The sequence below is a fragment of the Streptomyces sp. NPDC026575 genome (assembly GCF_055567415.1).
This window is the reverse complement of the sequence record NZ_JBVHQM010000002.1, coordinates 275,436-299,815: the sequence shown is the minus strand read 5'-3', so window position 1 is coordinate 299,815 and position 24,380 is coordinate 275,436. Positions and strand designations below refer to the sequence as shown.

Sequence of the window (24,380 nt, the reverse complement as noted above, 5' to 3'; positions counted from 1 at the left end):
GTCACTGCGTGCCGCTTGGCCGGTTTCCGGTCCAGTCCATTGGGGCATTCATCCCGTGGCGTGGGGCAAAGGAGGTTTCGGGGGTGGCGTTGGTGGTGGCACAAGAGGTGCCGACGTCGTCGATCATGGCCGTACCTCATGGCCCAGTGGGTGTGGGCATGGCCAGGCGACGCATGCGAGAAGAGCTGTTGGCAAGTGGAGTTCAGGACAATGTCGTCGATGACGCGGTGCTCATCCTTTCGGAGCTGCTGAGCAATTCGTGTCGCCATGCGCGTCCGATATACGAAAACGGATCACCGTGCTCCGCAAGAGCCGTAGCGGGTGACCCGTCTCGGTCGGCGCCCAAGGACGGTGCGTCGGACGCGCCGTTGGCATCCGTACGCGCGTCGTGGCGTATCGACGCACAGGGCCGGCTGACCGTCGCGGTCACGGACGGCGGCGGCCCGACCCGACCACTTCCGGCCACACCGTCGGTCACCGCACACGGCGGCCGCGGGCTGGCGATCATCCGGTCGCTCGCCAAGGACTGGGGCGTACGCGACACCACAGCCGGCGAAGTGACGGTCTGGGCGGTGCTCTCCCTTCAAGGTGCCTTCGCTACGCGCGTGGAGCTGACCCCGGACGTACCCCCGTCGATCGCCACCGGCGGGCGGCCGGTGATGCCGCTGGGACCGGCCTTCGCGGACCTCGACGACCTGACGTAGCGGCCGCGCGCCGGGCGCGGGGCTGGAGCACCGGATGCGGCCCGGGCTCATGACACGGGGCGGGACACGCCAGGGACACCAGGGCGGGACACGGCGTTGTCCACAGGCGAGCGCGACCTCGTACGCGATCCTCTAGGCTCGCGCCGAAACGCGTCCGTACGTCCAGGATCGACCAGGAGAAGCCGTCGCCATGGCCAAGAAGCGCCGCCCTCAGCCCCAGGCCGCAGCACACGCCCGCACCAAGGACGGGGCACCCGGCGGAGAGGAGAACTACCCGGTCGTCGGCGCTCGTGAGCCCTGCCCCTGCGGCTCCGGCCGCCGGTACAAGGCATGTCACGGGCGACGCGCCGCGCACGCCGCCACCGAGCTGGTGCAGCGCCCCTTCGAGGGCCTGCCCGGCGAGTGCGACTGGGTGGCGCTGCGGGAGCTGGTGCCCGCCGCCACCGCGGAGTTGACGCTCAAGGGCGGGCTGCCCGAGGGCGTGCCCTCCGTGACGCTCGCGACCGTACTGCCGATGGCCTGGCCCGCGCTGCGCCGGGACAACGGCGCGGTGATGCTCGGCCTGCAGAACGACACCGCATCCGGTGACCTCAGCCGCGCCCTCGCGGACACCCTGCAGCGCGCACTGGAGACGGAACCGGGCAATCCGGTCACCGCCGGCCGGCCCTCCCCCGACGGACCGCGCCTACAGGACCTCCTCGACCTGGAGGCGGATTTCGAGCCGGTCGTCCACACCGGGTTCGAGTTCTGGGTGGAGAACGCCGAGAACGCCACGGGAGAGGTCGCCGCCTCCCTGGAGCGGGCCAACGCGGCCGCCATCCCGACCGCCCGGATCCCCGGCCTGGAGGGCGCGTACTGGTGCGAGGCCCCGGAGAAGAACCATCTGCGCTGGGTCACCTCCCACCCGGAGGAGCAGCTGCTGGACGCGCTCGCCCGGCTGCACGCCGCGGGCAGCTCCTCGCTCGGCGAGGGCACCCGGCTGGTGGGCTCGTTCCGGGCGCACGGTCTGGTCGTGCCGGTCTGGGACCTGCCCCGGTCGATGGGCGCCGAGGAGGTCGCCAAGCCGGCCGAGGAGTTCGCCGAGCGGCTGGCCAAGGCCCTCGCGACCGACGCCCCGCTGACGGCCGACGAGCGCCGGGCGCGCGGCGGTCTCACCAACCGTCAGATCACCCTGAGCTGACAGCGGCGGACCCGGCCGTGAGGACCGTACGCCACTCGGGGCACCTGCGTGACACCGGTCACAACTCCCCGTACCTGCCGGTAAATAGGCGTCCGGAAATCCACGATCGAATTTGCTAACCGCCGATCTCTTGTTACGGTTCTAAAAGCCCGGTCGCTGGTGCATCCCCCGTCGCCAGCGACCGGGCGCTTCCATGTCCGGAACCAGGCGTTCCGATCGGCCCGGCCTGCTGTCAGCGGCCCGCGCGCCCTCGCCGTTCCGAACCCCCGCCGCCCGCAGCCGAGTTGCTGCCGGAGCGCAGCAGCAGCCGCTCGCCCGCCGCGTCGGCGATCTCCGCCACCGCGCCGTACGCCTCCCGGCCCCGGCGCACGGTCAGCCCGGACGGCGTCTCGCACAGGCCCGGCACGTCGGCCGCCGGCAGGTCGCAGTTCACCTGTACGGTCCCGCCGTCCGGCCGCATCAGGGTCAGCACGGCACGCAGCGGGTTGCCGGTGATGTTGCGGTAGTACGTACGCGCCCAGGTCCGGCCGCGCTCGGCGAGCACACAGGTCTGGACCTCGATGCCCTGGGCGGAGGCGAGTTCGGGGCCGCAGCGGGTGGTCCGCCCGGAGAGCAGCGGGAGGCCGAGGGCGTCGAGGGGGCCGGTCGGGTGATGTAAGGCGGCGGGCTTCTTGTCCGGCTTGGCCCCCACTTCACCCTTGACGCCCGATTCCTCCATACGGCTGTTTTCGGCCTTGGCTCTCGCCCCGGACTCGGCACCCGACGCCGGCCGGTCCGGCATCACCGAGTCCGCCGGACCGGCGATCGCGGCACCCAGCGGAACGGCGATGGCGAGCACCGCCGCCCCGCCGAGGCCGGTCATGCGGAGTTTCTGCGCACGCTGCATGGGCCCCACCTGCGATTGAGTTGCCGCCGACGGCGGCTTGACGGTGGGCCGAACCTATCGGCCGGGAAGGGGCCACCCGGCCGCCCGGACACCCGTTTCCCGTAGTGATCCGGGGCGGTCACACCCGTACGGGTGAACCGGGCGCGGGTCGCCCGGCGGCTCAGTACGCGAGCCGGCTGCCGCCGTCCGGAGTCCCGGTGCTCGCCATGACGAGTGCGTCGACGATCGTGTCCACCTTCGGCAGCCAGGGCGCCGCGGAGGGCGGGGGTCCCCCCTGCTCGAAGGAAGTCGAGCGCTTGGGGAAAGCCGGCGGCCGCTCCCAGCGGACCCCGCCGGCGCCGATCTGGGACGGCGGGAGCACCACATAGCCGCCCTCCCCATGGAAGCGCAGCGAGCTGGGCACCCAGTCCTGGGAGTACAGCAGCTCACCCAACTCCGGCAGTCCGTAGGGCGATACGAGCAGCGACCAGCGGCTGGGCGTGGCCACCACGGGGCCGAGACGTACGCCGAAGTGGTCCAGGGCCGCCAGGGCGCGGGCGCCGGCGACGGCGGGCAGGCTCACCGCGCAGGGCGCGCGGCCGCCGGTGGCCAGCACGATCGGGGCGTCGGGGCGGTTGGTCCACCACCACCGCACCATCCGGGCATCGGTGGTGGCCGCCAGCAGTCCGGGGTCGAAGGGGTGTGCGCCGGGGACCACGCAGTCGGGGTCGGGGCAGTGGCACTGACGGGCGGCCCGCTCGCCGAGGCCGAGCCGGGCGCCGGCCGGCTGGCGGCCGCCGGACCGGAGTCCCACACCGGGGAGTACGGGCCACTGCCACTCGGTGGCGCAGCGCAGCGCCGCACCGAGCAACGCCGACCTTCCGCCGCGCCGGAACAGGAGCTTGCGTCGCCTTCCGAGGATCTCGCGCATGAGCGCTCGTTCCTTTCCGTAAACGCCGAGGGCTTCGTCCATCGCACTACAGGGCACTACTGGGCACTGCTCACCGGTTCACCTGCGCTTCGCGCCGCGCCGCTTCATGCCGTTGTGTGGCGTCTGTTGCGGCCCGGCCAAGCGCCCCGGGGTCGATCGCGCATCGATCACGCCACGTGGATATCGGTCACCGCGTGTACAGGGCAGCGCATCACGCCGTACGCCGAGCGGGAAACGTGGCGGGGGGTGGCGCGCGCATGGCGCTTGCGCTCCGTAGTGCAGTCCCCGCCACTTAGGGGTGCGTCGCGGTGGTCGCCCTATGAGACGCCGGTGCCCGCCGGAGAGTTCCGATGCGGCCCCAACTGGCCCCGCACCTTTCCGATTACGTACCCGCCACTGTGGTGATGACGCGCTGCTGATCGCCGTCAGTCGACCTCAAATTGACGTTCAGGGGGCCGTTTTCAGGCCAATCTACAGACCTCGCTGACACCACAAACCCCATCGGGACAATGCTGGACATCACATCGCTGGTGCGTGTACATGTGGAGGCATTGATAGCGGAGCAACATGACATGGGGGTTTGCGATGCTATTGACAAATTTGCGCGGCCAAACGCACCGCACAGCATCACTCAACGAAATGCCACACGTCCTACCAAACTCCCGCCTGACCTGGGGTAATTCCTGTCGCGTCGATGGCCGTCAGCCATGACCGCGCCACACGTACCGAAAGTGGCTGGAATCGAGCCAGCTCTCCCCGCCCCCACGCACACTACGGACCCGCGCGTGGCCCACACCCCCGCGGACCCCGCCGCCCGCACCCCCTCCGGCTCCTCATCCGACGGCGCGTCCGGCACTCTTTCGGACACCCCCCAAGGCGCCGCCGCCCTCCCGTCCGGCGGCTCCCTCGAAGCCTCCGCCATCGATCAACTCGCCGCGATCCAGGACCGGCTGGCCGGCTGGATCTCCGACCTGAGCACCCTGCACGACCTGCTCGAACAGCTCGCGCGCACCCGCACGCTCAAGGACGCGCTCCATGAGCTGCTGCGGGCCGGCGCCTCACTGGTCGGTGCGCGCCGCGGCATGGTCGTGCTCGCCCCGGCCGACGGACTCGGCCCGGAGACCACCGTCGGACTCGGCCTGGGCCACGCCGACATCGGCCATATCGAGACCGTCCCGCGCCGCGCCCTGTCGTACGCGCGGATACTGGACGGCCTCCCCGAGCCGGGCGCCGACGGCGAGGACGCCTCCGAGATCGCCGAGCCCGACATCCCCGGCGAGAAGGACCTCGACCCCCGTCTGCGCGAGGTCGCCGCCCGCCTCGGATACGCCGCCAGCTACGCCGTCCCGCTCACCGCCGACCCCATCGGCCGGACCGGCGCGGCGGTCTGGCTCTACGACGAACCGGCCGAGCCCACCGAACGCCAGCGCCACCTCGTCGGCCTCTACCGCACACACGCCGCCGAGCACCTCGCCCGCCTCCTCGAACTCCACCGCGCCCGGCAGGCCAACCGCACCCTGCGCGAGGAGCTGCTGCCGCGCCGGCTGCCGCGGATCCCCGGCGTACGCCTCGCGGCGCGGCACAGCACCGGACCGCGCGGCGGCGGCGACTGGTACGACGCGCTACCGCTGCCGGAGGGAGCGCTGGGCCTGGCCATCGGTTCGGTGACCGGCTCCGGGCCGAGCGCGGTGGCCGCCATGGGGCGGCTGCGGGCCTCGCTGCGCGCGTACGCGGTCATGGAGGGCGAGGACCCGGTCGCGGTCCTGTCCGACCTCGAACTGCTGATGCGGCTGACCGAGCCGGCCCGCAGCGCCACCGCGCTGTTCGCCTTCACCGAGCCGCCGCCCGGTGCGCCGGGCGGGCCGCCCGCACCGCCGATGCCCGGCGGGATCACCGACCCCTTCGCCCGCAAGGTGGTGCTCGCCGGGGCCGGCCACTGCCCGCCGCTGATCCTGGGCGATCTGCGGACCGAGTACGTGGAGACCTCGCTGTCCGCGCCGCTGGGGATGCTGGGCTGCTGGGAAGCGCCGAGCGTGGAGATCGAACCGGCCGGCGGGGAGACCCTGCTGCTCTACAGCGACGGGCTGCTGCACCGCACAGGTCAGCCCATGGACCGCGCCTTCGCCCGGTTGCACGCCGCCGCCGCGGGCGTCCCCCGGACGAGCCGCCATGATCCGGAGGCGGTGGCCGACCACATCGTGCGCGCGATGCTGCCGCGGGGCCTGGAGGACGAGTCGTCGGAGGAGGACGTGGTGCTGCTGGTCGCGTACTTCGAGGAGTAGCGCGAGGCGCTACGAGGAGTAGCGCGGCGAAACACCTCCGAAACCGTGCATCTACGGCCTAAATGCCCGAGAAGTCACACCTTCTTCCCCCTGGACGGCTTTCCATCCGCACATACGATGGAATGCGGTTCAGTCTTAAAAGGAGGCATAGTGACCGACGAGCTCACGCCGGAGACCCCGGACGAGGACGAGCAGCCGATCAAGCAGCGCAAGAACGGCCTTTACCCGAGCCTCTCGGATGAGCTCGCGGAGAACATGAAGGGCGGCTGGGCCGACACCGAGCTGCGCGATCTGCAGCCGATCGAGCAGGCCCCGAACGCCGCCCGCCGCCGCGCCGCGCTGTCCGCGCGCTTCCCCGGCGAGCGCCTGGTGATCCCGGCGGGCAATCTGAAGACCCGCTCCAACGACACCGAGTACGACTTCCGCGCCTCGACGGAGTACGTCTACCTCACCGGCGACCAGACCGACGACAGCGTCCTGGTGCTGGAGCCCCGCAAGGGCGCCGACGGCCACGACGCGACGATCTACCGGCTGCCCCGCTCCAACCGCGAGAACGGCGAGTTCTGGCTCAACGGCATGGGCGAGCTGTGGGTCGGCCGGCGCCACAGCCTGACCGAGGCCGAGGCGCTGCTCGGCGTCCCCTGCAAGGACGTGCGCGAGCTGGCCGAAGCGCTCAAGGAGGCCACCGGCCCGGTCCGCGTGGTGCGCGGCCACGACGCCGGCATCGAGGCCGCACTGACCGACAAGGTCACCGCCGAGCGCGACGAAGAGCTGCGGGTGTACCTCTCCGAGGCCCGGGTGATCAAGGACGCGTTCGAGATCGGCGAGCTGCAGAAGGCCGTCGACTCCACGGTGCGCGGCTTCGAGGACGTCGTGAAGGTCCTGGACAAGGCCGAGGCGACCAGCGAGCGCTACATCGAGGGCACGTTCTTCCTGCGCGCCCGCGTCGAGGGCAACGACGTCGGCTACGGCTCGATCTGCGCCGCGGGCCCGCACGCCACCACCCTGCACTGGGTCCGCAACAACGGTCAGGTCCGCTCCGGCGACCTGCTGCTCCTGGACGCCGGTGTGGAGACCACCACCCTCTACACCGCCGACGTCACCCGCACCCTGCCGATCAACGGCCGCTACACCGACCTGCAGCGCAAGATCTACGACGCGGTGTACGAGGCCCAGGAGGCGGGCATCGCGGCGGTCAAGCCGGGCGCGGCGTTCCGCGACTTCCACGACGCCGCGCAGCGGGTGCTCACCGAGAAGCTGGTCGAGTGGGGCCTGGTCGAGGGCCCGGTCGAGCGGGTGCTGGAGCTGGGGCTGCAGCGCCGCTGGACCCTGCACGGCACCGGCCACATGCTCGGCCTGGACGTCCACGACTGCGCCGCGGCCCGCACCGAGGCGTACGTCGACGGCACGCTGGAGCCCGGCATGGTGCTGACCGTCGAGCCCGGCCTGTACTTCCAGGCGGACGATCTGACGGTTCCCGAGGAGTACCGCGGTATCGGCGTCCGGATCGAGGACGACATCCTCGTGACCGAGGACGGCAACCGGAACCTCTCGGCCGGGCTGCCGCGCCGGTCGGACGAGGTCGAGGCATGGATGGCGGGCCTGCTCGCGAAGTAGGCCGCGGCACGATCCCGTTCCGTCTCCCGGTGGCGTCAGGCGTCGCCGGGAGACGGCCCGTATGACGGGGCGTCGGCCCGCCGCGCGTAGGCGCCCGCACGGGCCGCCGCCCATACGGCGGTGGCGGCGGACTCGGCGAGGGCCGCGTCGACGGGGCGACGGGAGATCAGGATCCGGTAGTAGAAGGGCGCGCCGAGGGCCGACAGCACCTCCTCCGGGTCGGTCTCCGGGGGCAGCTCGCCGCGTTCCACGGCCCGCCGCACCATCTGGCCGGCCAGCACCAGCCGTTCGTCGAAGAAGGACCGCAGCACCATGGCCGCCTGCGGGTCGCGGGCGGCGGCGGAGACCACCGCCTCGATCAGCCGGCTCATCCGCGCCTCCCCGTAGAAGGCGCTTATCGAGCGGGCCAGGACCCGCAGATCCTCCGGCAGTGTGCCGGTGTCGGGCAGCGGCACATCGGCGCTCAGGTCGGTCAGCAGCTCGCAGACCAGCCCCTCGGTGCAGCGCCAGCGCCGGTAGAGCGTCGCCACGTGGATACCCGACCGCTGCGCGACCTTCTCCATGGTGAGTTCGGCGAAGCCGCTGTCGTCCAACTCCTGTAAGACGGCGGCCAGTACGGCCTGCCGGGTGCGGGCCGTACGCCCGCCGGGGCGGGTCGCGCCCGGGGCATGGTGCGCTGTCGTCACGACGGCTCCGTATTGCAGTGCGGGTTCACGCCAAGTATTGTCCGGGAAAGACTAACGCGATTGGCTTCGCGTTAGCCCTGGTGTGCGCTGGTCTCGTAGGGACAGGGGACGCCGCGGGGGAGGTCCTCCCACCGCGAGACCGCGCTGCCCCGGGGTGATTTCCGGCCAGTCGTCAGACTGCCGACGTTCGCCCCGGTTTGACACCCCCACGGTAGCCCCCGACGGCAACTCCTTGTAGTGCTCGGTCGCCGCGAGCCGGCGGCCGTCCAGGGCGAGGGGCCGCCGCGGCGGCAGTGCCACCTGTTCACGGCGCCCTTCAAGGGGAGTTGACGCAGCGGCACACCGTCCCGCGCCACAGACGTCATGGGGGCCACGTGCGCTCCGTGCACCACGAGTGCCATGAGTGCCGCACCTGGCGCCATAGCGGCGCTGGAGCACCCTCACGACACCTCGATGGCGCCGCCATGGCGCCACGCACGCCACCGTGGCGCCACAAGGACTTGCCATGGCGCCACCGTGATGCCATAGTGGCGTTATGGACCTCACGCCCTACGTCGACAATCTCCGGCACGAGCTCGCGGTCGCCGCGGACGCCGGCGGAGACGAAGCCCGCGCTCTGGCCGAGCGGCTCACCACACCCCTGGAGTCGGCCGCCCGGCTGACCCTGCTGAACGCCCTGTCCGCCGCCATGGGGGAGGTCACCCGTGACCTGGCGCCGGGATCGGTCGACGTACGGCTGCGCGGGCTCGACCCCGAGTTCGTGGTGACACCGCCGCCGGGTCACGAGGTGTTCGAGGAGGCCGCGGAGCCCGAGAGCGCCCCGGCACCTCCGCCGGTTCCCGCCGTGGACACCGACGAGGGCGGCACCGCACGCATCAACTTCCGGCTCCCGGCCCACCTCAAGACCCGGGTCGAGGAGGCCGCCGGCCAGGAGGGCCTCTCGGTCAACGCCTGGCTGGTACGGGCCGTCGCCACCTCGCTGGAGCAGCCCGCCGAGCGCCCCCGCCCGACCGGCCGCCGCTCCCGGGGACAGCAGGGCTTCACGGGCTGGGTCCGCTAGCCCACCGCCGCACAGCACGCCAGCACCTCGCACAGGTCGAGTACCTATCCACCCGCCTGACCAGCGGGAACGCAGACCACAGCCAAGAGGACGGCACAGCCATGCCACGTTTCGACACTCCCGAACCGATCTCCGCCACCGTCGAGTTCGACATCGGGTCGGTCCGGATCATCGCGAGCAAGCGCACCGACACGGTCGTCGAGGTGCTGCCGACCAACGCCACCAGCGAGCTGGACGTACGGACCGCGGAGCAGACCAAAGTCACCTGCTCGGGCGGCACGTTGCTGGTCAAGGGGCCCAAGAAGCGCTCCCCGTTCGGCAAGACCGGCTCGGTCGACGTGCTCGTCGAGCTGCCGGCCGACTCGGACGTCCTGGGCAACGCGCCCATGGGGGACTTCCACTGCGAAGGCCGCCTCGGGGAGTGCCGGCTCAAGACCTCGCTCGGCACCCTCCGGGTGGACGAGGCGGCGGCCGCCAACCTGCGGACCGACCACGGCCGGATCAACGTGGCACGTGTGACGGGAGACGCCGAGATCGTCGGCGCGGGGCGGATCGAGGTCGGGGAGATCGCGGGCGCGGCGATCGTCAAGAACAGCAACGGGGACACCGAGCTCGGCGAGATCACCGGCGATCTGAGGGTGAACTCCTCCAACGGCGCCATCTCCGTGGACATCGCGCACGCCTCGGTCAACGCCAAGGCCGCCAACGGCGGTATCCGCGTCGGCGATGTGACGCGCGGCCAGATCACGCTGCAGTCCGCCATCGGCGATCTCGAAGTCGGCATCCGGGAGTCCACCGCCGCCTGGCTCGACGTACACACCCAGGTCGGTGCCATGCGCAACTCCCTCGGCACGTCCGAGGGCCCCGGCGACTCCGCCCACAAGGTCGAGGTGCGCGGGCGCACCGGCGTCGGCGACATCGTCATCCGCCGCGCCTGACCACCTGAGCCGGGGACGCCTCCCCTGCCCCTTCAGGGCCCTGGGGGAGGGGTCCCGGCCACGCGATCCACCGCTCCCCGCCGACCACCACACCACCTAGCACGGAAGGTGACCTGTCATGCCCATGAAGACCCCGTCCTATGCCGCTCCCCCGCCCGGCCCGGCTCCGACCACCGCCGCACCGGCGATCACCGCCACCGGACTGGCCAAGTCCTTCGGCGACAAAGTGGTCCTCGACGGCATCGACCTGCACATCCCCGAGGGCACGATCTTCGCCCTGCTCGGCCCCAACGGCGCCGGCAAGACCACCACCGTCCAGATCCTCTCCACCCTCATCTCCGCCGACGCCGGCCGGGCGCGGATCGCCGGGCACGACCTGACCGGCGACGTCGATGCCGTACGCGCCGCGATCGGCGTCACCGGCCAGTTCGCGGCGGTGGACAACCTGCTGACCGCCCACGAGAACCTGATGCTGATGGCGGACCTGCAGCATCTGCCCCGCCGCGAGGGCCGGCGGCGCGCCGCGGAGCTGCTGCACCGCTTCGAGCTGACCGAGGCGGCCAAGAAGCCGGTCGCGACGTTCTCGGGCGGTATGCGGCGCAAGCTCGACCTCGCGATGACCCTGGTCGGCGATCCGCGCATCATCTTCCTCGACGAGCCGACCACCGGCCTGGACCCGCGCAGCCGCCGCACCATGTGGGAGATCATCCGCGGTCTGGTCGCGGACGACGGCGTCACGATCTTCCTCACCACGCAGTACTTGGAGGAGGCCGACCAACTCGCCGACCGCATCGCCGTACTCGACCACGGCAGGCTGGTCGCCGAGGGCACCGCGGACGAGCTGAAGCGCCTGATCCCCGGCGGCCACATCCGCCTGCGCTTCGGCGACGCCGACGGCCTCGAAACGGCGGCGGCCCTCTTCGCCTCCGCCACCCGCGACAACGAAGAACTCACCCTGCGCATCCCCAGCGACGGCGACATCCCCACCCTGCGCGCCGTCCTCGACGTCCTGGACAACGCGTCGGTCAAGGCCGAGTCCCTCACGGTGCACACGCCCGATCTCGACGATGTCTTCCTCACCCTCACCGGCCAGGCCCAGTCGGGCGCCGGGGCCGACTCCCAGAAGGAGAGCGTCCGATGAGCTCCCTGTCCTACGCCGTCAGCGACTCCATGACGATGCTGCGGCGCAACCTCAAGCACGCGCTGCGGTACCCGTCCATGACGGTCTCGGTCGTGGCGATGCCCCTGGTGATGCTGCTGCTGTTCAACTACGTCTTCGGCGGCGCCCTGGGCAGCGGGATCGGCGGTATGGCCAGCGGCGGCGGTGAGTACATCGACTACGTCGCGCCCGGCATCATCCTGATGGCCGCGACCTCCGGGGCCCTGTCCACCGCCATCAGCGTCTGCTCCGACATGACCGAGGGCATCGTCAACCGCTTCCGCACGATGTCGATCTCCCGCGCCTCGTTCCTGACCGGGCATGTCGTCGGCAGTGTCATCCAGACGCTGTTCAGCGTCGCGCTGGTGATCGGCGTCGCGCTGCTGATGGGCTTCCGTCCCCACGCCACGGCCGTGGAGTGGCTCGCGTTCCTCGGTGTCATGGTCCTGCTCATCCTGGCGCTGACCTGGCTGTCCGCCGCCATGGGCCTGATCGCCAAGAACGTCGAGACCGCCAGCAACATGCCCATGCCGCTGACGTTCCTGCCCTTCCTCGGCAGCGCCATCGTCCCGCCGGAGTCGATGCCCGCCGGGCTGCGCTGGTTCGCCGAGTACCAGCCCTTCACCCCCGTCATCGAGACGCTGCGCGGCCTGCTCATGGGCACCGAGATCGGCAACAGCGGGATCGCCGCACTCGCCTGGTGCGTCGGCCTCGCCCTGGTCGGCTACTTCTGGGCGCGCTCGGCCTTCAACCGGGACGCCAAGCGGTGATCGCCGCACCGCACAGGCCACTTCGCACCCTCGCGCACGGCCCCGACCACCACGCCTTGGCCCACCACGTCTTAGCCCACCGCGGCTGACCCCGTACCGGAGGACACCATGCACAACGAACCGTCGACGCACGCGCCCGAGACGACCGCAGGGGACCCGGCACCGCTCTCCGAGCTGCCGATCGACCGCCCCTCGGGCTGCCCCTTCGCCCCGCCCGCCGAACTGGCGCAAATCCGCGAGGAGCAGCCGCTCCGCCGGATGACCTACCCCGACGGCCACGTGGGCTGGCTGGCCACCGGCTACGCCACGGTCCGCGCGATCTTCGCCGACCCCCGCTTCAGCTCACGGTACGAACTCATCCACTACCCGCTGCCCGGCGGCCCCGAAGGCGGCCTGCCCCCGGCACCGGTCGGCGATATGACCGGTATGGACGCCCCCGAGCACACCCGCTTCCGCAAGCTGCTCGCCGGCAAGTTCACGGTCCGGCGGATGCGCGCCCTGACCGACCGGGTGGAGGCGATCACCGCGGAGCATCTGGACGCCATGGAGCGCGAGGGCGGCCCGGTGGACCTGGTGAGGGCCTTCGCCCAGCCCATACCGGCCCTGATGATCTGTGAACTGCTCGGCGTCCCCTCGTCCGACCGGGAGACCTTCCAGCGGCAGACCCACACGATGACCGACCGCAGGTCCACCGACGAGGAGCGGATGGCCGCCATGAACGGGATGGGGGAGTATCTGCACGCCCTGGTCCTGGCCAAGCGTGCCGAGCCCACCGACGACCTGCTCAGCGATCTGACCACCAGCGACCTCACCGACGAGGAACTCGCCGGCGTCGGCGCCTTCCTGCTCGGCGCGGGCCTCGACACCACCGCCAACATGATCGCGCACGGCACCTTCGCCCTGCTGAGCAACCCGGACCAGTTCGCGGCCCTGCGCGACGATCCGGACCTCGCCGACAAGGCCGTCGAGGAACTGATGCGCTATCTGACCATCGCCCACACCTCCGTCAAGTCGGCGCTGGAGGACGTCGAGCTGGACGGTCAGCTGATCAAGGCCGGCGAGACGGTCACCCTGTCCATGGAGGCCGCGAACCGCGACCCGCAGCGCTTCCCCGACCCCGACCGGCTCGACCTGCACCGCAAGGCCACCGGCCACCTGGGCTTCGGCCACGGCATCCACCAGTGCCTCGGCCAGCAACTGGCCCGCGTCGAAATGCGCGTCGCCCTCCCGGCGCTGGTCACCCGCTTCCCCACACTGCGGCTGGCCATCCCGGCCGACGAGGTCCCGCTGCGCACCTTCTCGAACATCTACGGGGTGCACCAGCTCCCGGTCACCTGGGACAAGGAGTAGCCCGATGGCCCTGATCATCAGCATCGACCGCGACCGCTGCGTCGGCGCCGGGATGTGCGCACTGACCGCCCCCGAGGTCTTCGACCAGGACGACGAGGACGGCCGGGTCCTGCTCCTGACCCCCGAGCCGTCCGCCGCCCACACCCCCGCGGCCCGCCAGGCCGCCGGCTTCTGCCCCGCCGCGGCCATCACCACCGCCGAGCGGTAGCCCGGCGATTCCTCCCGCTCAGCCCAAGGCCCAGGTCTGCGGACCTGGGCCCTGTCCGTCCGGGGAGGTCCGCCGTTCCGGTGCGGCCGCTCTACTTCTGGCCGGCCAGGCTGATGATGACGAGCAGGATGATGAAGCCGAGTGCGATGGCGCCGCAGCCGCCACAGCCGCCTCCGCCGCCGCTGCCGCCTCCGTTGATCTGCTGGGCGCCGCCCGGTACGACATCCGGATGGTGGCGGGCGTAGTGCTCGATGATCCGGCGTTCCGCCTCGGATTCCTTGAGCCAGGGTGTGATGTAGCGGCACTCGCCGCAGGCGTTCCTGAACGTAGCCACAACTCCCCCTTGGTATAGGCCACTTGACTCACCAGGGCAGCACGCAACGAGTCGATTGACAAGCCCCTCGGCAGGCCCGGTCCTGGGGGTCTCGACCGGCCGCGACAGCGCCGGAACCGACGCCGGAACAGCAGTTGATCAGAGGCTGTGCGGCAGTTGATCAGGGACTGTTCAGGGGGTTGATCAGGGACTGATCGAAGGTTGATCAGTTCCGGCGGCGACGTCGCTGGCCGTACGGGCCGCTGTTGTCGTGGGCGCGCCACTCCTCCTCGTGGAGGTCCCGATCGCCGCTCTCCTGTTTCCCTCCGGGCGCGGCAACCGTCTCGCCTCGGCGGACCCTCTCCAGCAGTGCGTCGAGCGGGTCGGGCTGCTCATCGCCGCCGCGCTCGCGCTCCGGTAGCGGTCCGGGGGCGGGCGGCTTGAGAGCGATCCGCTTCACCTTGGAGCGATCCGGCGCCAACTCGCCCGGCGCCTCCGAGGTGTTCGTGGCCTCATCAGCCGCGCCGCTTTTTGGACGCGGTAATGACGTGTCACTCATGCTCCGGCCCCCCGCCTCGCCGAGTCGTCGGGCCGTCGAGTCGTCTCAACGGCCCGCAAGTTCTCCTCAGGGACCTACCCAGAGCATCCGGGAGGAAACGGCCAGGGCCATGCCGGCGCAGCACCCCGGCACAGGCGGTTTCCGTAGGTCAGCGCCCAGTTCCCGGCGCCGCCCGACGGCTCATGACGCCATGGGAAGCGCCGCGCCGTCCCGCCACTTGAGGATCGAATGGCGGGGGATGGCGGCTGACCTGCGGCTTTGCTGCGAAAACCGTGCGGACCAGGGAAAACCACGCTCGGTGGTTCTCACTGGTCCGCAGGGTTTTCTGGTGTGTTGTGCCCTGGAAGTGCCCGCCGAGGGCACATCCGAGGGCGGGCCAGGCTGCCCCCTGCGTGTTCCGGTACACGCTGGTACTTGGCTGTTTCCCCGAGAGGTGCTCTACCCGAAGGGGCTATCGGGGTATGCAGGCCCGGTGGTCCCCATCAGTGCGAGGCGTGGGTCCTTCGGCGTAACCGGGATGGACTCAGCTGCCGGAGCCGATACCTGCTCCTGCTTCATACCTGGCGGCATGTAGCAGCGGGTGGTGACAATGAAGGTGAGCCGAGTGGGCGGATCGGAACTTTGCACCGTGACGGAGACGTTGTCCCTACCGCCCTCAGCGTCCATCAACGCCCACGGGTTCTTGGACTTGTCCTCTCGATAGCCGCTGATCTTGTAGCCCTGGGCCTCCAGCTTCTTGCGCATGGCGCGGATCGCCTTGCCATGCTCCGTTTCGGGAAGCGAAGCCCGCACGGCGTAGTCCAGGTTGAAGCGGCCGTCGTTGGCGGACTCGCCTTTCTCGCCGATGCAGCGGAAGAACTCCTTGTTAACGCTCTTGTCGTCAACCTTCAGGTCGTACTCGTTAGCCAGCGAGTCGATCAGGCTCCGGACCAGGTGCTCCGCTTGCCCCTTGCTCTTGACCGGGAGCGGGTCGTTCTTTCCGCCGTCGTTCATACATCCTCCTGATGCGAGCAGAGCCAGCAGAGCGAGTCCGAGCATTCCGATGCGGCCGGCCCGCTTGGGGGTCCGCAGGGTCATGAGTGGTAGTCACCTTCCGAGGGATCCTGGCCGGCGATGATGCGGCCCTGATTTCGCAGACTCCTGCTGCCGTCGTCCCAGTAGCCGCCGTGACCTTCGGTGTCCACTTCGATGACCTTTCCGCCGAACTCCTTCTCCATCGGATCCTCACCCAAGGTAAGTCCTGAGAAGTCCGTGGATACAGGGTCGTCCTTGGCCCCGCCGACCCACACATGGTCGGGGTTGATGTGCAGATCCTTGGCATGATCCACGGTCATGCCCGGGCTGCCGACCGCGACGATGTCATCGGCGTCCAGCCCGCTACCCCCGGACGCGGCGAGGCCCACCATTGTCGACCCATAACTGTGTCCGAGTACGGTCATGTGTGCGCGCTCGCCTTGGTGGGATTCGCGCAGCCCGTGCGTGAAGGCGCGGAGGTCCTCGGCACGCGGCTCGGCGCGTTCAGTGTCGAGCATGCTGCCGTCGATCTCGGGGGCGTCGTACCCGAGCCATGAGACGACCGCCGTGTTCTCAGCGTCATTGTCGTTGGCAGCCTTCTGCAGCACGCCCGCACGGGTGATCTGCTCATCGATATTCGTGAAGTCGTTGTCCGTGCCAGGCACTTGCACGGCAACGTCGTGTGCGGTGTCCGGATTTCCCTGGGACACCACAGCTCGACCGTCGCGGTGCTTCGTATCGATCCCCAGCACGTAAAGCCGCTTGTGCTCGTCGCCACGGCCGTCGGCCGTATCGAGCGCAACCTGCAATTTCTGCAGCCCCTCGTACTGCCGCTGGTCATGGATGCCCAACTCGCCGTTCTGCTTCTTCATGTCGTACTCCGCGAGCTGGAGATCCACCACCTTGCGGTTCGCCTCGTCACGGTCGGCGCTGGGTATGCCATCGAGCCAGCCGATTTTCTCGGGGTAGGCGTCGAGGTACGACTGCCGCTCCTGCTCGGTAAGGCCAGCCCACCACTTGGCGTTCTCCTTCGGGTCCTTCTTCGAAGGGATGGAATCCTCATCGAGGTGGGCGAACTCCGCGACCTTGCGGGCGCCTTCTTCGGCCTTCGACGCACCGTAGTCCTTGTCGAGGTTGAAGGCGTCGATCTGCTGAAGGAGCTGCATCCCGTCCCAGTCAGCGGTACCAGCCTCGTCAAGGCAGTACTGGATGTCGTTCTTGTAGCCCTCCAGCGTGGCGACGCGCAGTTGATGCTCTTCCTGCGCGTCGGCGTCGGCATTGCCGGTGGGGCAGGACGACCTGCTGTCCGTTACGTTGCCGTGGTCGTCGACGGCATACCCATCGAGTTCCGCCGTGCGCACACACCGGCGCAAGTCCTCCTGGGCTTCCTTCATTCTGGTGTGAACGGTGTCCAAGATGGTGGCGATGGAGGTGACGTCGGACTGCGCGGTGCCGAGCTGGGCCTCGCTCGCCTCCATCTTCATGAATGCGTAGCGGGAGTCCACGCCCTGCCACCCACTGGCGTGCAGTGGTCCGGTCACCTTGTGCCGGTGCCGGACCTGAGCCTCCTCCAGTTCCTTGGCCAGCTTCTGCCAGGACTTCACGGCGGCCTCCAGATCGGAGAAATCCTGCCTGAGCAGTGCTTTGAAGTTCTCTGACACCGGTTACAGCCCCTGGAACGACTGAAGTGACTGGGCCGACCGGAATGACTGAGCAGTCAGGTCCTCATTGAACTCGTGGCCGTCGGCGGTGCGCCGCAGACGGGTCGCCGCACTGTCGGGGTCGCCGCCGCCGATCCGCTGGCACAGCTCATTCAGCGCCATACCCCAATCGTGAGCAACACGCTCCATGTCCGGGCCGATGTGCCAGGACTTCAGTGCCATACCTGCCGCTTCGACATCGCGCTTGGCCGTAGCGATGGGTGCCTGGAGATCTCGGCTGATGGCGTCGGCGGCGTCTGCCGCCGACCGCAGTTCCTCGGGTGTGACCGATATGCTGCCGTTGGACATGGACTCACATTCCCCCTGTTGATCGGGCCTGTTGGAAACCTTGGCCCCTCTGATCATGACGGTAACGCCGAAAGGTTGGCTGCAGCGGGGGTGGATCTGGCCAGAAGCCGCCGGCGTATTCCCCTGGGATCGCGGGTGGTGCCGAGGTTGATCGCAGTGGTGACCGGGCAGTGGGAGCTCTTCGCCAACGGGCGGCACTGCCTCACTCGATCCAGCCAAGTCATGACGGATGCCGCCCCGCCGGGTCAGGCCCCGTCGTACACCCAGGCACGGCCGGTCTGTCGGTACTCCTCCACCGGGATCGGCTCTACCTCGGTTCGCATGCGAGCGGTGTAGAGCAACCCGTGGAGGTGGTCGATCTCGTGGTGGATGAGGCGGGCAAGACCGCGTTCGTACACGGTGGTGACAGTCTCGCCGGTCAGTGTCGTGGTCTCGACAGTGATCTTCAGGGGGCGGGGTACGAGACCGCGGACGTCGAAGAAGCTCAGGCAGCCCTCGTACTGGTCGTCCGTCTCGTCGGAGCCGGTGGTGATCTGTGGGTTGAGCAGGATGATGGCGGGCGCGCCGCCGTGCGGCTGGACGACGGCGGCAGCCCGTCCGATGCCGATCTGCGGGGCGGCGATGCCCATGCCTTTGGCGAAGGGGTGGGCTTGGCCGATCCGTTCCATGGCGGCGAACAATTCGTCCACGACGCGCTCGGCCGCTTCGCGCTCGGCAGGGAGGTCGAAGGAGCGAGCGGTGTCGGCAAGGATGCCGGCGCCGCGCTGGACAACGCCGAGGTCTCGCATCTGCTGGCTGGGCCGCACGTCAATCACCTGAACTCCCCTTGTTTATGCCGGGTTCTGGACGTGCCCGGAACCGCCATTCCAGACGGTATCGAGCGTGGAGGGCGGGTGTGACCGTGATCCACGTGAATTGCCGTAGCTCGCCGTCGTCGCTCCGGACGGGTGGGGTCCGCAGCGGAGTGGCTTCGGCGGTCATGGAGGTCTCGGTGTCCCAGACAGTCGGGTCGAGGTCGGTGGGGAAGACGAGCTGGACTTCCAGTTGCTCGGTGGAGAGGCGGACGGCCCTCTGGAACCAGTTGCCCCACTTGTCGTCCCCAACGGTGTAGGCGTACTCGATCCACACGGACTCACCTGGGTAGAGCGGGAAGCGACCGTGCTCGTTGTCGAACAGCAGCCAGACTTCCTTGAAGGCATCGCGGTCGTGCTTGGCCTGCCATCGCATCGTCTCGCCCCGGCAGGTGGCGGTGAGGTCGAGTTCCTCCCACGTCAGCAGGTGGGCTCGATAGTGGGCGTTGGACCGCTCGGGGTCGCCGGGGCAGCGGTCGACGGGGATGCGGATCAGGTAGCGGGCCACCGGTTCGTCTCCGGTGTTTCGCAGGAGTCGCCGCATGGTGAGCCGGTAGGAGTGGCCGTCGTAGTGGAGCCGGGCAGCGTCGTGTTCGACGACGAGGGCGGAGCCGGTGGCGTACGGCTGCTGGGGCCTGCGCGGGGCCGGCGGAGCTGCGAGAGGACGCCTCGTGCGGGTCTCCCGAGTTTTGGCTTGCTCGTAGTCGCACCAGGGTCGCCAGATCGCCTTGCCGGCGGGCCCTCCTTGGCTGAGGTGTACGACCGCTGGCACAAGACCTTCCCGAAGGAAGGCGAGGCGGGATGCCCGGAGCACAAAGGGAAGGCCCCCTCCGCCGACCATGGCAAGGGCAGGCGCTGGCAGCTGCGCTACCGCGATCCGTTCGGCAAGCAGCGCAAGGAGAACTACGACCGCAAGGCCGACGCAGAGGCGGCCGGCGCAGCAATCGACAACGACCTGCGTCAGGGCAAGTACGTCGACCCGACGGCGGCGAAGAAGACGCTCAAGGCGTACGCCCGCGAGTGGCTCGACGACGCGACCGCCGGCATCGGCACGGTGGACGCGTACAAGGGCATCGTCCGCAACCACATCGAGCCGCACCTGGGCCACCTGGAGATGCGAGCCCTCAACCGCCCTTCGCTCATCCAGAGTTGGGTGAAGAAACTTCAGGGTGCGGGCCTTGAGGCGTCCACGATCGGCCTGGTCAATTCCGTGCTCACCGCAATGTTGGACGCCGCCGTCGAGGACGGGCTCTTGCCCAAGAACCCGTGCAAGTCCAGCTCGGTCAAGCTACCCAGCAAGCCGAAGCGGAAGATCATCCTGTGGAGCCTGGACCGCGTCCACGCGGTCAACGCCGCACTGCCCCACCGCTTCCAGTGCGGCGGCAAGCCGGCGTTCGGCTGCGGCCTGCGCCAGGGCGAGGTCTTCGGTTTCTACGAGGACGAGCTCGACTTCGACCGCGGCGTGGTCCACATCAGGCAGCAGATCAAGCTGGTCCGGTCGACGATGGTGTTCGCCCCGCCCAAGGGCAACCGGCTCCGCACCGTCCCTATGTCTGACCAACTGGCGGCCGCGATCAAGGCCCATATGAAGGAGTACCCGCCGGTGCGGGTGACCCTGCCGTGGATCAAACCCGACGGCGAGCCACGCACGTACCGGCTGCTCTTCACCGACGAGCAGGGGCGCGCGTACCACCGCAGCGTCTTCAACCAGTACGTCTGGAAGGGGGCACTCGCCGACGCCGGAGTCATCCCGCCCCGCGAGAAGGGCTCGCCGCGCTACGCCGCCGCTCCCGACGACGGGATGCACGCCTACCGCCACGCCTATGCGTCCGTCCTCCTCGACGCCGGCGAGAGCATCAAGGCGCTGTCCGAGTACCTCGGCCACTCCGACGCGGGCTTCACACTGCGCACGTACACGCACCTGATGCCCAACAGCGAGTCCCGTACGCGGCGGGCGATGGATGCGGCGTTCACTCGGGCGGGCACAGATGCCGCGACCGCAGCGCCCCCATCCCCTGAGGGCACACCTGGCACGGCGGCTTCCTCCGCTTCCTCCGCCGTGTGCCCTGCCTGTGCCCTGGCCGCCTGAATCCGGGCTGTGAAGGCCGCCCAAGAATGCCCGGCCGTCATCTCCGGTGAGCGGGTTTCAGCAGGTCAAAGCCCTGTGGCCGTAGCCGACCGGCTATGACGCCATCGGTAGCGCCGCGCCGTCCCGCCACTTGAGGATCTTGTCGAAGCTGACGATCGCGCCGGGGCGGCCCATGCGGTTGCGGTAGCGGACGTGGTCGGTGAGGGCCTCGATCAGAAAGAGCCCCCGGCCTTCCTCGGCAAACACGGGAGCCTGCGCGGGGGTGGGCACGGGGGCCGGCGTGGAGGCGCGGTCCGCGGCGGTATGGGGAGGGGCGGGAGGTACGGAGCTGCCGTGGAAGCCGGGTCCCGAGTCGGTGACTTCGATGCGGCAGGTGTCGCCGTCGATGAAGGCCGTGACCCTGTAGTCCTCGGTGGCGGTGTCCCCGCCGTGTTCGACGGCGTTGGCGCAGGCTTCGGAGAGGGCCACCGACAGGTCGTAACAGATGTCCGGGTCGACGCCCGCAGTCTCCATCGTGCCCAGCAACAGGCGACGGGCGAGCGGCACGCTTGCCGCCTCACGCCGCAAGTGGAGTGACCACCAGATGCTCATCGCTCCAGCCTCCTGGCCGCGGCTCGACATATCGTTACCTATTGCCGTGCCACAAGGTCCGTAAGCATGTCCGGGACGTGATACCGCTCATTCGGCGGATGCGAAGACTGAGCGCATCGGTGTAGGTGAAGCGCCGTGTACGCGCCGTCGCGCGCCCCGCCTGCCACCCTTGACGCCCCGGGAGGCGCCCCTTGGCCACCGCCCTGCCGTAGGCGGCGGGTAAGGGCAGTGGGATGATGGCGCGGCCATGTCTGCCCCATCCGCCCCCGCCCCACGCGCTGCCGCCGACCTGCGGCTGCTGAGGGCCGCGGTGTTCACCGCGGTCTGCGTCGCGCTGTCCGCGGCCGGGCACATGATCGCGTCGTGCGCGACCGTCCCGCTGTGGACGCTGGGTGTCGCGGCCGCCGTGGTGTTCGCGGTGGCGGCCCCGCTGGCCGGGCGGGAACGCTCGCTGCCGGGGATCGCGGCGGGGCTCGCGGTGGGCCAGCTCGTACTGCACTCGCTGTTCACGTGGGGGCAGGCACCCGTGCCTCCGGCGTCCCGCATGGCGGCGATGACCGATATGGCGGGCATGACGGGGCTGACGACGAGCGGCCGGGTCGGTAGCGGCTTCGGCGGTGCGCTGTCCGATTCGGCGGCGATCGCGCTCGTCAGGCATCTGACCTGCGGGCTCGGTGCGGGCCGGGTGGACGGCGACCAGGCGCGGCGGATCCTCGGCTCGTCCGGCGTCGACGCCGCCTCCGTCGCCGCACCGGCCGGACACGGCGCGGCCGGTGGCGCGGCCGCCGGCGACCTGACCATGGCGCACTGCATGGTGCCGTCCGTGCCCATGCTGTTGGGGCATCTGCTCGCCGCGCTCGCCCTCGGCTGGCTGCTGCGGCGGGGCGAGGCGGCGCTGTGGCGGCTGGTCCGGCTGTCGGCTCCGGCGGCGTATGAGCTCGCCGTAGCGGCGCTGATGGGCGCGCTGCGCGGGGTGCTCGCGCTGGTCCGCGCCCTGCTCGCGGGCCTCGGCGCGGCGCACGACGATGCGCTGCGCGCCTCCGTTTCGTACGGGGATGACAAACCCGGCCCGAAGGACCCCGCACTCCACCACAGTGTCGTCAGGCGAGGACCCCCCTCCCCGGCCGCCCTGGCCCTCGCGGCCTGACGTCGCGCACAGCACGCTCCCACAGGACGGGGTTACGGGCTGGCGCGCCGTCGCCGTGCGCGCGCCGCCCCACCACCGTTACCCGTGCTTTTCCTCTTCCTGTGGAGTGTTGTGATGTCAAATACGTCGCGTATGTCCAAGTTTTCCCGTCTGTCGCTCGTGGGCGGCGTCACGGCCGGCAGCGTGCTGCTGCTCGCCGGGCCGGCCTTCGCGCACGTCAGCGTGCAGCCCGACGAGGCCCCGAAGGGCGGCTATGCGGTCGTCAACTTCAAGGTGCCCAATGAGCGCGACGACGCCTCGACGGTGAAGCTGGAAGTGACGCTGCCGACCGACCACCCGCTGGCGTCCGCCATGCCGCAGCCGGTGCCCGGCTGGAAGGTCTCGGTCACCAAGTCCAAGCTGGCCAAACCGATCGAGATGCACGGCGAGAAGATCAACGAGGCGCCCTCGAAGATCACTTGGACCGCCGAGGGCAAGGGCGTCGAGCCCGGCCAGTTCCAGCAGTTCCCGGTCTCCGTCGGGCAGCTGCCCGAGGACGCCGACGAGCTCGTCTTCAAGGCCCTCCAGACGTACGACGACAAGGACGTCGTGCGCTGGATCGAGCCGACGAAGGAGGGCGCCGAGGAGCCGGAGAACCCGGCGCCGGTGCTCAAGCTCACCGCGGCCGAGGACGACGGCCACGGCACCTCCGGCGCGAAGCACGCCGGCGCCAAGAGCGACGCCAAGATGACCACGGCCGCCGCGGAGACGTCCGCCAGCGACACCACGGCGCGTGTCCTGGGCGTCATCGGCATCGTCGTCGGCATCGCCGGAGTCGGCTTCGGTGTGTTCGCCGGCCGGCGCCGCAGCGCCTGACCACCGCGGGGCCGGCGCCCGACCCGCGCCGGCCCGGCACCCCCTCGGAAGAACGTATGGGATTTATCTGCAATGCATAGAAGGACCCTGCTCGCGTCCGCCCTCGCGGCGACCGCGGCCCTCAGCCTGACCGCCTGCGGCGGCGACGAGAACAAGCCCGCCGCGACCGTCTCCGGCGGAACGACCGCCAAGCCGATCGTCACCCTCGACAACCCGCTGGAGAAGCCCGACCTGGTCCTGACCGGCACCGACGGCAAGAAGTACGACCTGCTGGAGCGGACCAAGGGCCACCCCACGCTGATCTACTTCGGCTACACCAACTGCCCGGACGTCTGCCCGCTGACGATGTCCAACATCGCCGTCGCCGTGAAGCAGCTGCCCAAGGCCGAGCAGAAGGACCTGCGGGTCGTGTTCGTCACCTCCGACCCGGAGCGCGACACCCCGGCGGCGCTCAAGAAGTGGCTCGCCGGCATCAACAAGGACTTCGTCGGGCTGTCCGGCGCGTTCGACACCATCCAGGCGGGCGCGCGCAGCGTGAACATCGGGATCGAGAAGCCGGTCAAGAAGAAGAACGGCGATGTGGTCTCCACCCATGGCGCGCAGGTCCTGCTGAGCTCCCCCAAGGACGACAAGATCCACTGGATGGGCATGCAGGAAGCCACCTCCGACAACTACACCGCCGCACTTCCGAAGATCATCAAGGGACAGAACCCGTGAACCGCCGCACCGCCCTCACCGCCGCCCTCGCCCTCACCGCCGGTCTCGCCCTGGCGGGCTGCGACACCGGGGAACCCGACCCGCAGATCCAGGTCGACGGCGCGTACATGCCGCAGCCGATCACCCAGGACATGGCCGGCGCGTTCTTCACGATCAAGAACAGCGGCCCCGCCGACAAGCTCGTCGCGGTCACCACCGACCAGGCCAAGGACGTCACGATCCACAAGACGGTCGGCAACAAGATGGAGCAGGTCAAGGAGCTGCCGATACCGGAGAACGGCGAGGTCCGGCTCGAACGCGGCGGCACCCACCTGATGTTCATGGGCCTGAAGTACAAGCCGACCAAGGACGACGTGATCGGCATCGAGCTGCAGTTCGCCCATGCCGAGCCCGTCAAGGTGAACGTCCAGGTCCGGGCCGTCAATTACCAGCCGAAGAAGTAACGGGCGGCACAGTTCGTCACAGCACACGCACTCACACGGCAG

27 protein-coding genes are annotated in these 24,380 nt (G+C 69.8%); 15 read left to right on the top strand and 12 right to left on the bottom strand.

Annotation, left to right across the window (positions count from 1 at the left end):
• Window position 1: 1 nt before the first annotated feature.
• Window positions 2-127 (bottom strand): hypothetical protein, encoded by a 126-nt coding sequence (locus tag ACZ4NB_RS03710; protein ID WP_266105151.1) that lies wholly within the window; start codon window positions 125-127, stop codon window positions 2-4.
• On the opposite strand from ACZ4NB_RS03710, the gene ACZ4NB_RS03705 reads away from it, so the two are divergent.
• Window positions 84-704 carry an ATP-binding protein gene (locus ACZ4NB_RS03705; protein WP_467658055.1) on the top strand — a complete coding sequence of 207 codons (621 nt, stop codon included), beginning with the start codon at window positions 84-86 and terminating at the stop codon, window positions 702-704. The two genes, ACZ4NB_RS03710 and ACZ4NB_RS03705, sit on opposite strands and share 44 nt — an antisense overlap.
• A gap of 190 nt (window positions 705-894) precedes the next feature.
• A complete protein-coding gene (locus ACZ4NB_RS03700) occupies window positions 895-1,884 on the top strand; it encodes a DUF5926 family protein (protein WP_467658054.1) in 990 nt (329 codons plus the stop codon).
• Between the two features lie 232 nt (window positions 1,885-2,116).
• On the opposite strand, the gene ACZ4NB_RS03695 is transcribed toward ACZ4NB_RS03700, so the two are convergent.
• Both ACZ4NB_RS03695 and ACZ4NB_RS03690 read right to left on the bottom strand, forming a co-directional pair.
• The gene (locus tag ACZ4NB_RS03695; protein WP_467658053.1) at window positions 2,117-2,770 is read right to left on the bottom strand and encodes a hypothetical protein; all 654 of its coding nucleotides are present in this window, start codon (window positions 2,768-2,770) and stop codon (window positions 2,117-2,119) included.
• 160 nt (window positions 2,771-2,930) lie between these two features.
• Entirely contained in the window at window positions 2,931-3,680 is a 750-nt protein-coding gene (locus ACZ4NB_RS03690; protein ID WP_467658052.1) for a bifunctional DNA primase/polymerase, read from the bottom strand.
• A gap of 707 nt (window positions 3,681-4,387) precedes the next feature.
• Between ACZ4NB_RS03690 and ACZ4NB_RS03685 the strand changes: the two genes are divergently transcribed.
• Together ACZ4NB_RS03685 and ACZ4NB_RS03680 are read left to right on the top strand one after the other, a co-directional pair.
• Window positions 4,388-5,962, top strand: coding sequence for a PP2C family protein-serine/threonine phosphatase (locus tag ACZ4NB_RS03685; RefSeq protein ID WP_467658050.1), 1,575 nt, complete (start codon window positions 4,388-4,390; stop codon window positions 5,960-5,962).
• Window positions 5,963-6,112: 150 nt separating this feature from the next.
• Entirely contained in the window at window positions 6,113-7,579 is a 1,467-nt protein-coding gene (locus ACZ4NB_RS03680) for an aminopeptidase P family protein (RefSeq protein WP_467658049.1), read from the top strand.
• A gap of 35 nt (window positions 7,580-7,614) precedes the next feature.
• Here ACZ4NB_RS03680 and ACZ4NB_RS03675 read toward each other — a convergent pair whose 3' ends face one another.
• Window positions 7,615-8,265, bottom strand: coding sequence for a TetR/AcrR family transcriptional regulator (locus ACZ4NB_RS03675; protein ID WP_467658047.1), 651 nt, complete (start codon window positions 8,263-8,265; stop codon window positions 7,615-7,617).
• 535 nt (window positions 8,266-8,800) lie between these two features.
• Here ACZ4NB_RS03675 and ACZ4NB_RS03670 point away from each other — a divergent pair.
• The 6 genes from ACZ4NB_RS03670 to ACZ4NB_RS03645 all read left to right on the top strand — a co-directional run bounded on the left by ACZ4NB_RS03670 (window position 8,801) and on the right by ACZ4NB_RS03645 (window position 13,750).
• On the top strand, window positions 8,801-9,325 hold the full coding sequence (locus ACZ4NB_RS03670; protein WP_467658046.1) for a hypothetical protein: 525 nt from the start codon (window positions 8,801-8,803) through the stop codon (window positions 9,323-9,325).
• Window positions 9,326-9,426: 101 nt separating this feature from the next.
• Window positions 9,427-10,263 (top strand): DUF4097 family beta strand repeat-containing protein, encoded by an 837-nt coding sequence (locus ACZ4NB_RS03665; RefSeq protein WP_467658044.1) that lies wholly within the window; start codon window positions 9,427-9,429, stop codon window positions 10,261-10,263.
• Window positions 10,264-10,387: 124 nt separating this feature from the next.
• Window positions 10,388-11,404, top strand: coding sequence for an ATP-binding cassette domain-containing protein (locus ACZ4NB_RS03660; protein WP_467658222.1), 1,017 nt, complete (start codon window positions 10,388-10,390; stop codon window positions 11,402-11,404).
• Entirely contained in the window at window positions 11,401-12,192 is a 792-nt protein-coding gene (locus ACZ4NB_RS03655) for an ABC transporter permease (RefSeq protein WP_467658043.1), read from the top strand. The genes ACZ4NB_RS03660 and ACZ4NB_RS03655 overlap by 4 nt, the downstream gene beginning before the upstream one ends.
• A 108-nt stretch (window positions 12,193-12,300) precedes the next feature.
• The gene (locus ACZ4NB_RS03650; protein ID WP_467658041.1) at window positions 12,301-13,542 is read left to right on the top strand and encodes a cytochrome P450; all 1,242 of its coding nucleotides are present in this window, start codon (window positions 12,301-12,303) and stop codon (window positions 13,540-13,542) included.
• Between the two features lie 4 nt (window positions 13,543-13,546).
• Window positions 13,547-13,750 (top strand): ferredoxin, encoded by a 204-nt coding sequence (locus tag ACZ4NB_RS03645; protein ID WP_467658039.1) that lies wholly within the window; start codon window positions 13,547-13,549, stop codon window positions 13,748-13,750.
• A 91-nt stretch (window positions 13,751-13,841) separates the two neighbouring features.
• Here ACZ4NB_RS03645 and ACZ4NB_RS03640 read toward each other — a convergent pair whose 3' ends face one another.
• From ACZ4NB_RS03640 to ACZ4NB_RS03610, 7 genes are all read right to left on the bottom strand, one after another.
• A complete protein-coding gene (locus ACZ4NB_RS03640) occupies window positions 13,842-14,084 on the bottom strand; it encodes a hypothetical protein (protein WP_467658038.1) in 243 nt (80 codons plus the stop codon).
• A 205-nt stretch (window positions 14,085-14,289) separates the two neighbouring features.
• Window positions 14,290-14,523 carry a hypothetical protein gene (locus tag ACZ4NB_RS03635; RefSeq protein WP_467658036.1) on the bottom strand — a complete coding sequence of 78 codons (234 nt, stop codon included), beginning with the start codon at window positions 14,521-14,523 and terminating at the stop codon, window positions 14,290-14,292.
• A 537-nt stretch (window positions 14,524-15,060) separates the two neighbouring features.
• Entirely contained in the window at window positions 15,061-15,615 is a 555-nt protein-coding gene (locus tag ACZ4NB_RS03630; protein WP_467658034.1) for a hypothetical protein, read from the bottom strand.
• A gap of 80 nt (window positions 15,616-15,695) precedes the next feature.
• Window positions 15,696-17,297, bottom strand: a complete 1,602-nt coding sequence (locus tag ACZ4NB_RS03625) for an alpha/beta hydrolase (RefSeq protein WP_467658033.1) — start codon at window positions 17,295-17,297, stop codon at window positions 15,696-15,698.
• Window positions 17,298-17,300: 3 nt separating this feature from the next.
• On the bottom strand, window positions 17,301-17,645 hold the full coding sequence (locus ACZ4NB_RS03620; protein ID WP_467658031.1) for a hypothetical protein: 345 nt from the start codon (window positions 17,643-17,645) through the stop codon (window positions 17,301-17,303).
• 245 nt (window positions 17,646-17,890) lie between these two features.
• Window positions 17,891-18,460: a peptide deformylase gene (locus ACZ4NB_RS03615; RefSeq protein ID WP_467658030.1), complete on the bottom strand. Its 570-nt coding sequence runs from the start codon at window positions 18,458-18,460 to the stop codon at window positions 17,891-17,893.
• Window positions 18,453-19,268: a helix-turn-helix domain-containing protein gene (locus ACZ4NB_RS03610; protein WP_467658028.1), complete on the bottom strand. Its 816-nt coding sequence runs from the start codon at window positions 19,266-19,268 to the stop codon at window positions 18,453-18,455. Before ACZ4NB_RS03610 ends, ACZ4NB_RS03615 begins: the two co-directional genes overlap by 8 nt.
• On the opposite strand from ACZ4NB_RS03610, the gene ACZ4NB_RS03605 reads away from it, so the two are divergent.
• On the top strand, window positions 19,242-20,585 hold the full coding sequence (locus ACZ4NB_RS03605) for a tyrosine-type recombinase/integrase (protein ID WP_467658027.1): 1,344 nt from the start codon (window positions 19,242-19,244) through the stop codon (window positions 20,583-20,585). The two genes, ACZ4NB_RS03610 and ACZ4NB_RS03605, sit on opposite strands and share 27 nt — an antisense overlap.
• A 93-nt stretch (window positions 20,586-20,678) precedes the next feature.
• On the opposite strand, the gene ACZ4NB_RS03600 is transcribed toward ACZ4NB_RS03605, so the two are convergent.
• Window positions 20,679-21,176 carry an ATP-binding protein gene (locus ACZ4NB_RS03600; protein ID WP_467658025.1) on the bottom strand — a complete coding sequence of 166 codons (498 nt, stop codon included), beginning with the start codon at window positions 21,174-21,176 and terminating at the stop codon, window positions 20,679-20,681.
• A 247-nt stretch (window positions 21,177-21,423) separates the two neighbouring features.
• Here ACZ4NB_RS03600 and ACZ4NB_RS03595 point away from each other — a divergent pair, with 247 nt between their 5' ends.
• The 4 genes from ACZ4NB_RS03595 to ACZ4NB_RS03580 all read left to right on the top strand — a co-directional run bounded on the left by ACZ4NB_RS03595 (window position 21,424) and on the right by ACZ4NB_RS03580 (window position 24,338).
• Window positions 21,424-22,323 carry a hypothetical protein gene (locus tag ACZ4NB_RS03595; RefSeq protein ID WP_467658024.1) on the top strand — a complete coding sequence of 300 codons (900 nt, stop codon included), beginning with the start codon at window positions 21,424-21,426 and terminating at the stop codon, window positions 22,321-22,323.
• A gap of 132 nt (window positions 22,324-22,455) precedes the next feature.
• Window positions 22,456-23,178 (top strand): YcnI family copper-binding membrane protein, encoded by a 723-nt coding sequence (locus ACZ4NB_RS03590; RefSeq protein ID WP_467658022.1) that lies wholly within the window; start codon window positions 22,456-22,458, stop codon window positions 23,176-23,178.
• A gap of 72 nt (window positions 23,179-23,250) precedes the next feature.
• Window positions 23,251-23,895, top strand: coding sequence for an SCO family protein (locus tag ACZ4NB_RS03585; protein WP_467658021.1), 645 nt, complete (start codon window positions 23,251-23,253; stop codon window positions 23,893-23,895).
• Window positions 23,892-24,338 carry a copper chaperone PCu(A)C gene (locus ACZ4NB_RS03580; RefSeq protein WP_467658020.1) on the top strand — a complete coding sequence of 149 codons (447 nt, stop codon included), beginning with the start codon at window positions 23,892-23,894 and terminating at the stop codon, window positions 24,336-24,338. Before ACZ4NB_RS03585 ends, ACZ4NB_RS03580 begins: the two co-directional genes overlap by 4 nt.
• Window positions 24,339-24,380: the final 42 nt, after the last annotated feature.

Excerpts from the sequence above, each read along its gene's own strand:
- ACZ4NB_RS03710 (WP_266105151.1), bottom strand. The coding sequence starts at position 127 with ATGATCGACGACGTCGGCACCTCTTGTGCCACCACCAACGCCACCCCC.
- ACZ4NB_RS03700 (WP_467658054.1), top strand. The coding sequence starts at position 895 with ATGGCCAAGAAGCGCCGCCCTCAGCCCCAGGCCGCAGCACACGCCCGC.
- ACZ4NB_RS03695 (WP_467658053.1), bottom strand. The coding sequence starts at position 2,770 with ATGCAGCGTGCGCAGAAACTCCGCATGACCGGCCTCGGCGGGGCGGCG.
- ACZ4NB_RS03690 (WP_467658052.1), bottom strand. The coding sequence starts at position 3,680 with ATGCGCGAGATCCTCGGAAGGCGACGCAAGCTCCTGTTCCGGCGCGGC.
- ACZ4NB_RS03685 (WP_467658050.1), top strand. The coding sequence starts at position 4,388 with ATGACCGCGCCACACGTACCGAAAGTGGCTGGAATCGAGCCAGCTCTC.
- ACZ4NB_RS03670 (WP_467658046.1), top strand. The coding sequence starts at position 8,801 with ATGGACCTCACGCCCTACGTCGACAATCTCCGGCACGAGCTCGCGGTC.
- ACZ4NB_RS03665 (WP_467658044.1), top strand. The coding sequence starts at position 9,427 with ATGCCACGTTTCGACACTCCCGAACCGATCTCCGCCACCGTCGAGTTC.
- ACZ4NB_RS03660 (WP_467658222.1), top strand. The coding sequence starts at position 10,388 with ATGAAGACCCCGTCCTATGCCGCTCCCCCGCCCGGCCCGGCTCCGACC.
- ACZ4NB_RS03655 (WP_467658043.1), top strand. The coding sequence starts at position 11,401 with ATGAGCTCCCTGTCCTACGCCGTCAGCGACTCCATGACGATGCTGCGG.
- ACZ4NB_RS03650 (WP_467658041.1), top strand. The coding sequence starts at position 12,301 with ATGCACAACGAACCGTCGACGCACGCGCCCGAGACGACCGCAGGGGAC.
- ACZ4NB_RS03645 (WP_467658039.1), top strand. The coding sequence starts at position 13,547 with ATGGCCCTGATCATCAGCATCGACCGCGACCGCTGCGTCGGCGCCGGG.
- ACZ4NB_RS03630 (WP_467658034.1), bottom strand. The coding sequence starts at position 15,615 with ATGAACGACGGCGGAAAGAACGACCCGCTCCCGGTCAAGAGCAAGGGG.
- ACZ4NB_RS03620 (WP_467658031.1), bottom strand. The coding sequence starts at position 17,645 with ATGTCCAACGGCAGCATATCGGTCACACCCGAGGAACTGCGGTCGGCG.
- ACZ4NB_RS03600 (WP_467658025.1), bottom strand. The coding sequence starts at position 21,176 with ATGAGCATCTGGTGGTCACTCCACTTGCGGCGTGAGGCGGCAAGCGTG.
- ACZ4NB_RS03595 (WP_467658024.1), top strand. The coding sequence starts at position 21,424 with ATGTCTGCCCCATCCGCCCCCGCCCCACGCGCTGCCGCCGACCTGCGG.
- ACZ4NB_RS03590 (WP_467658022.1), top strand. The coding sequence starts at position 22,456 with ATGTCCAAGTTTTCCCGTCTGTCGCTCGTGGGCGGCGTCACGGCCGGC.
- ACZ4NB_RS03585 (WP_467658021.1), top strand. The coding sequence starts at position 23,251 with ATGCATAGAAGGACCCTGCTCGCGTCCGCCCTCGCGGCGACCGCGGCC.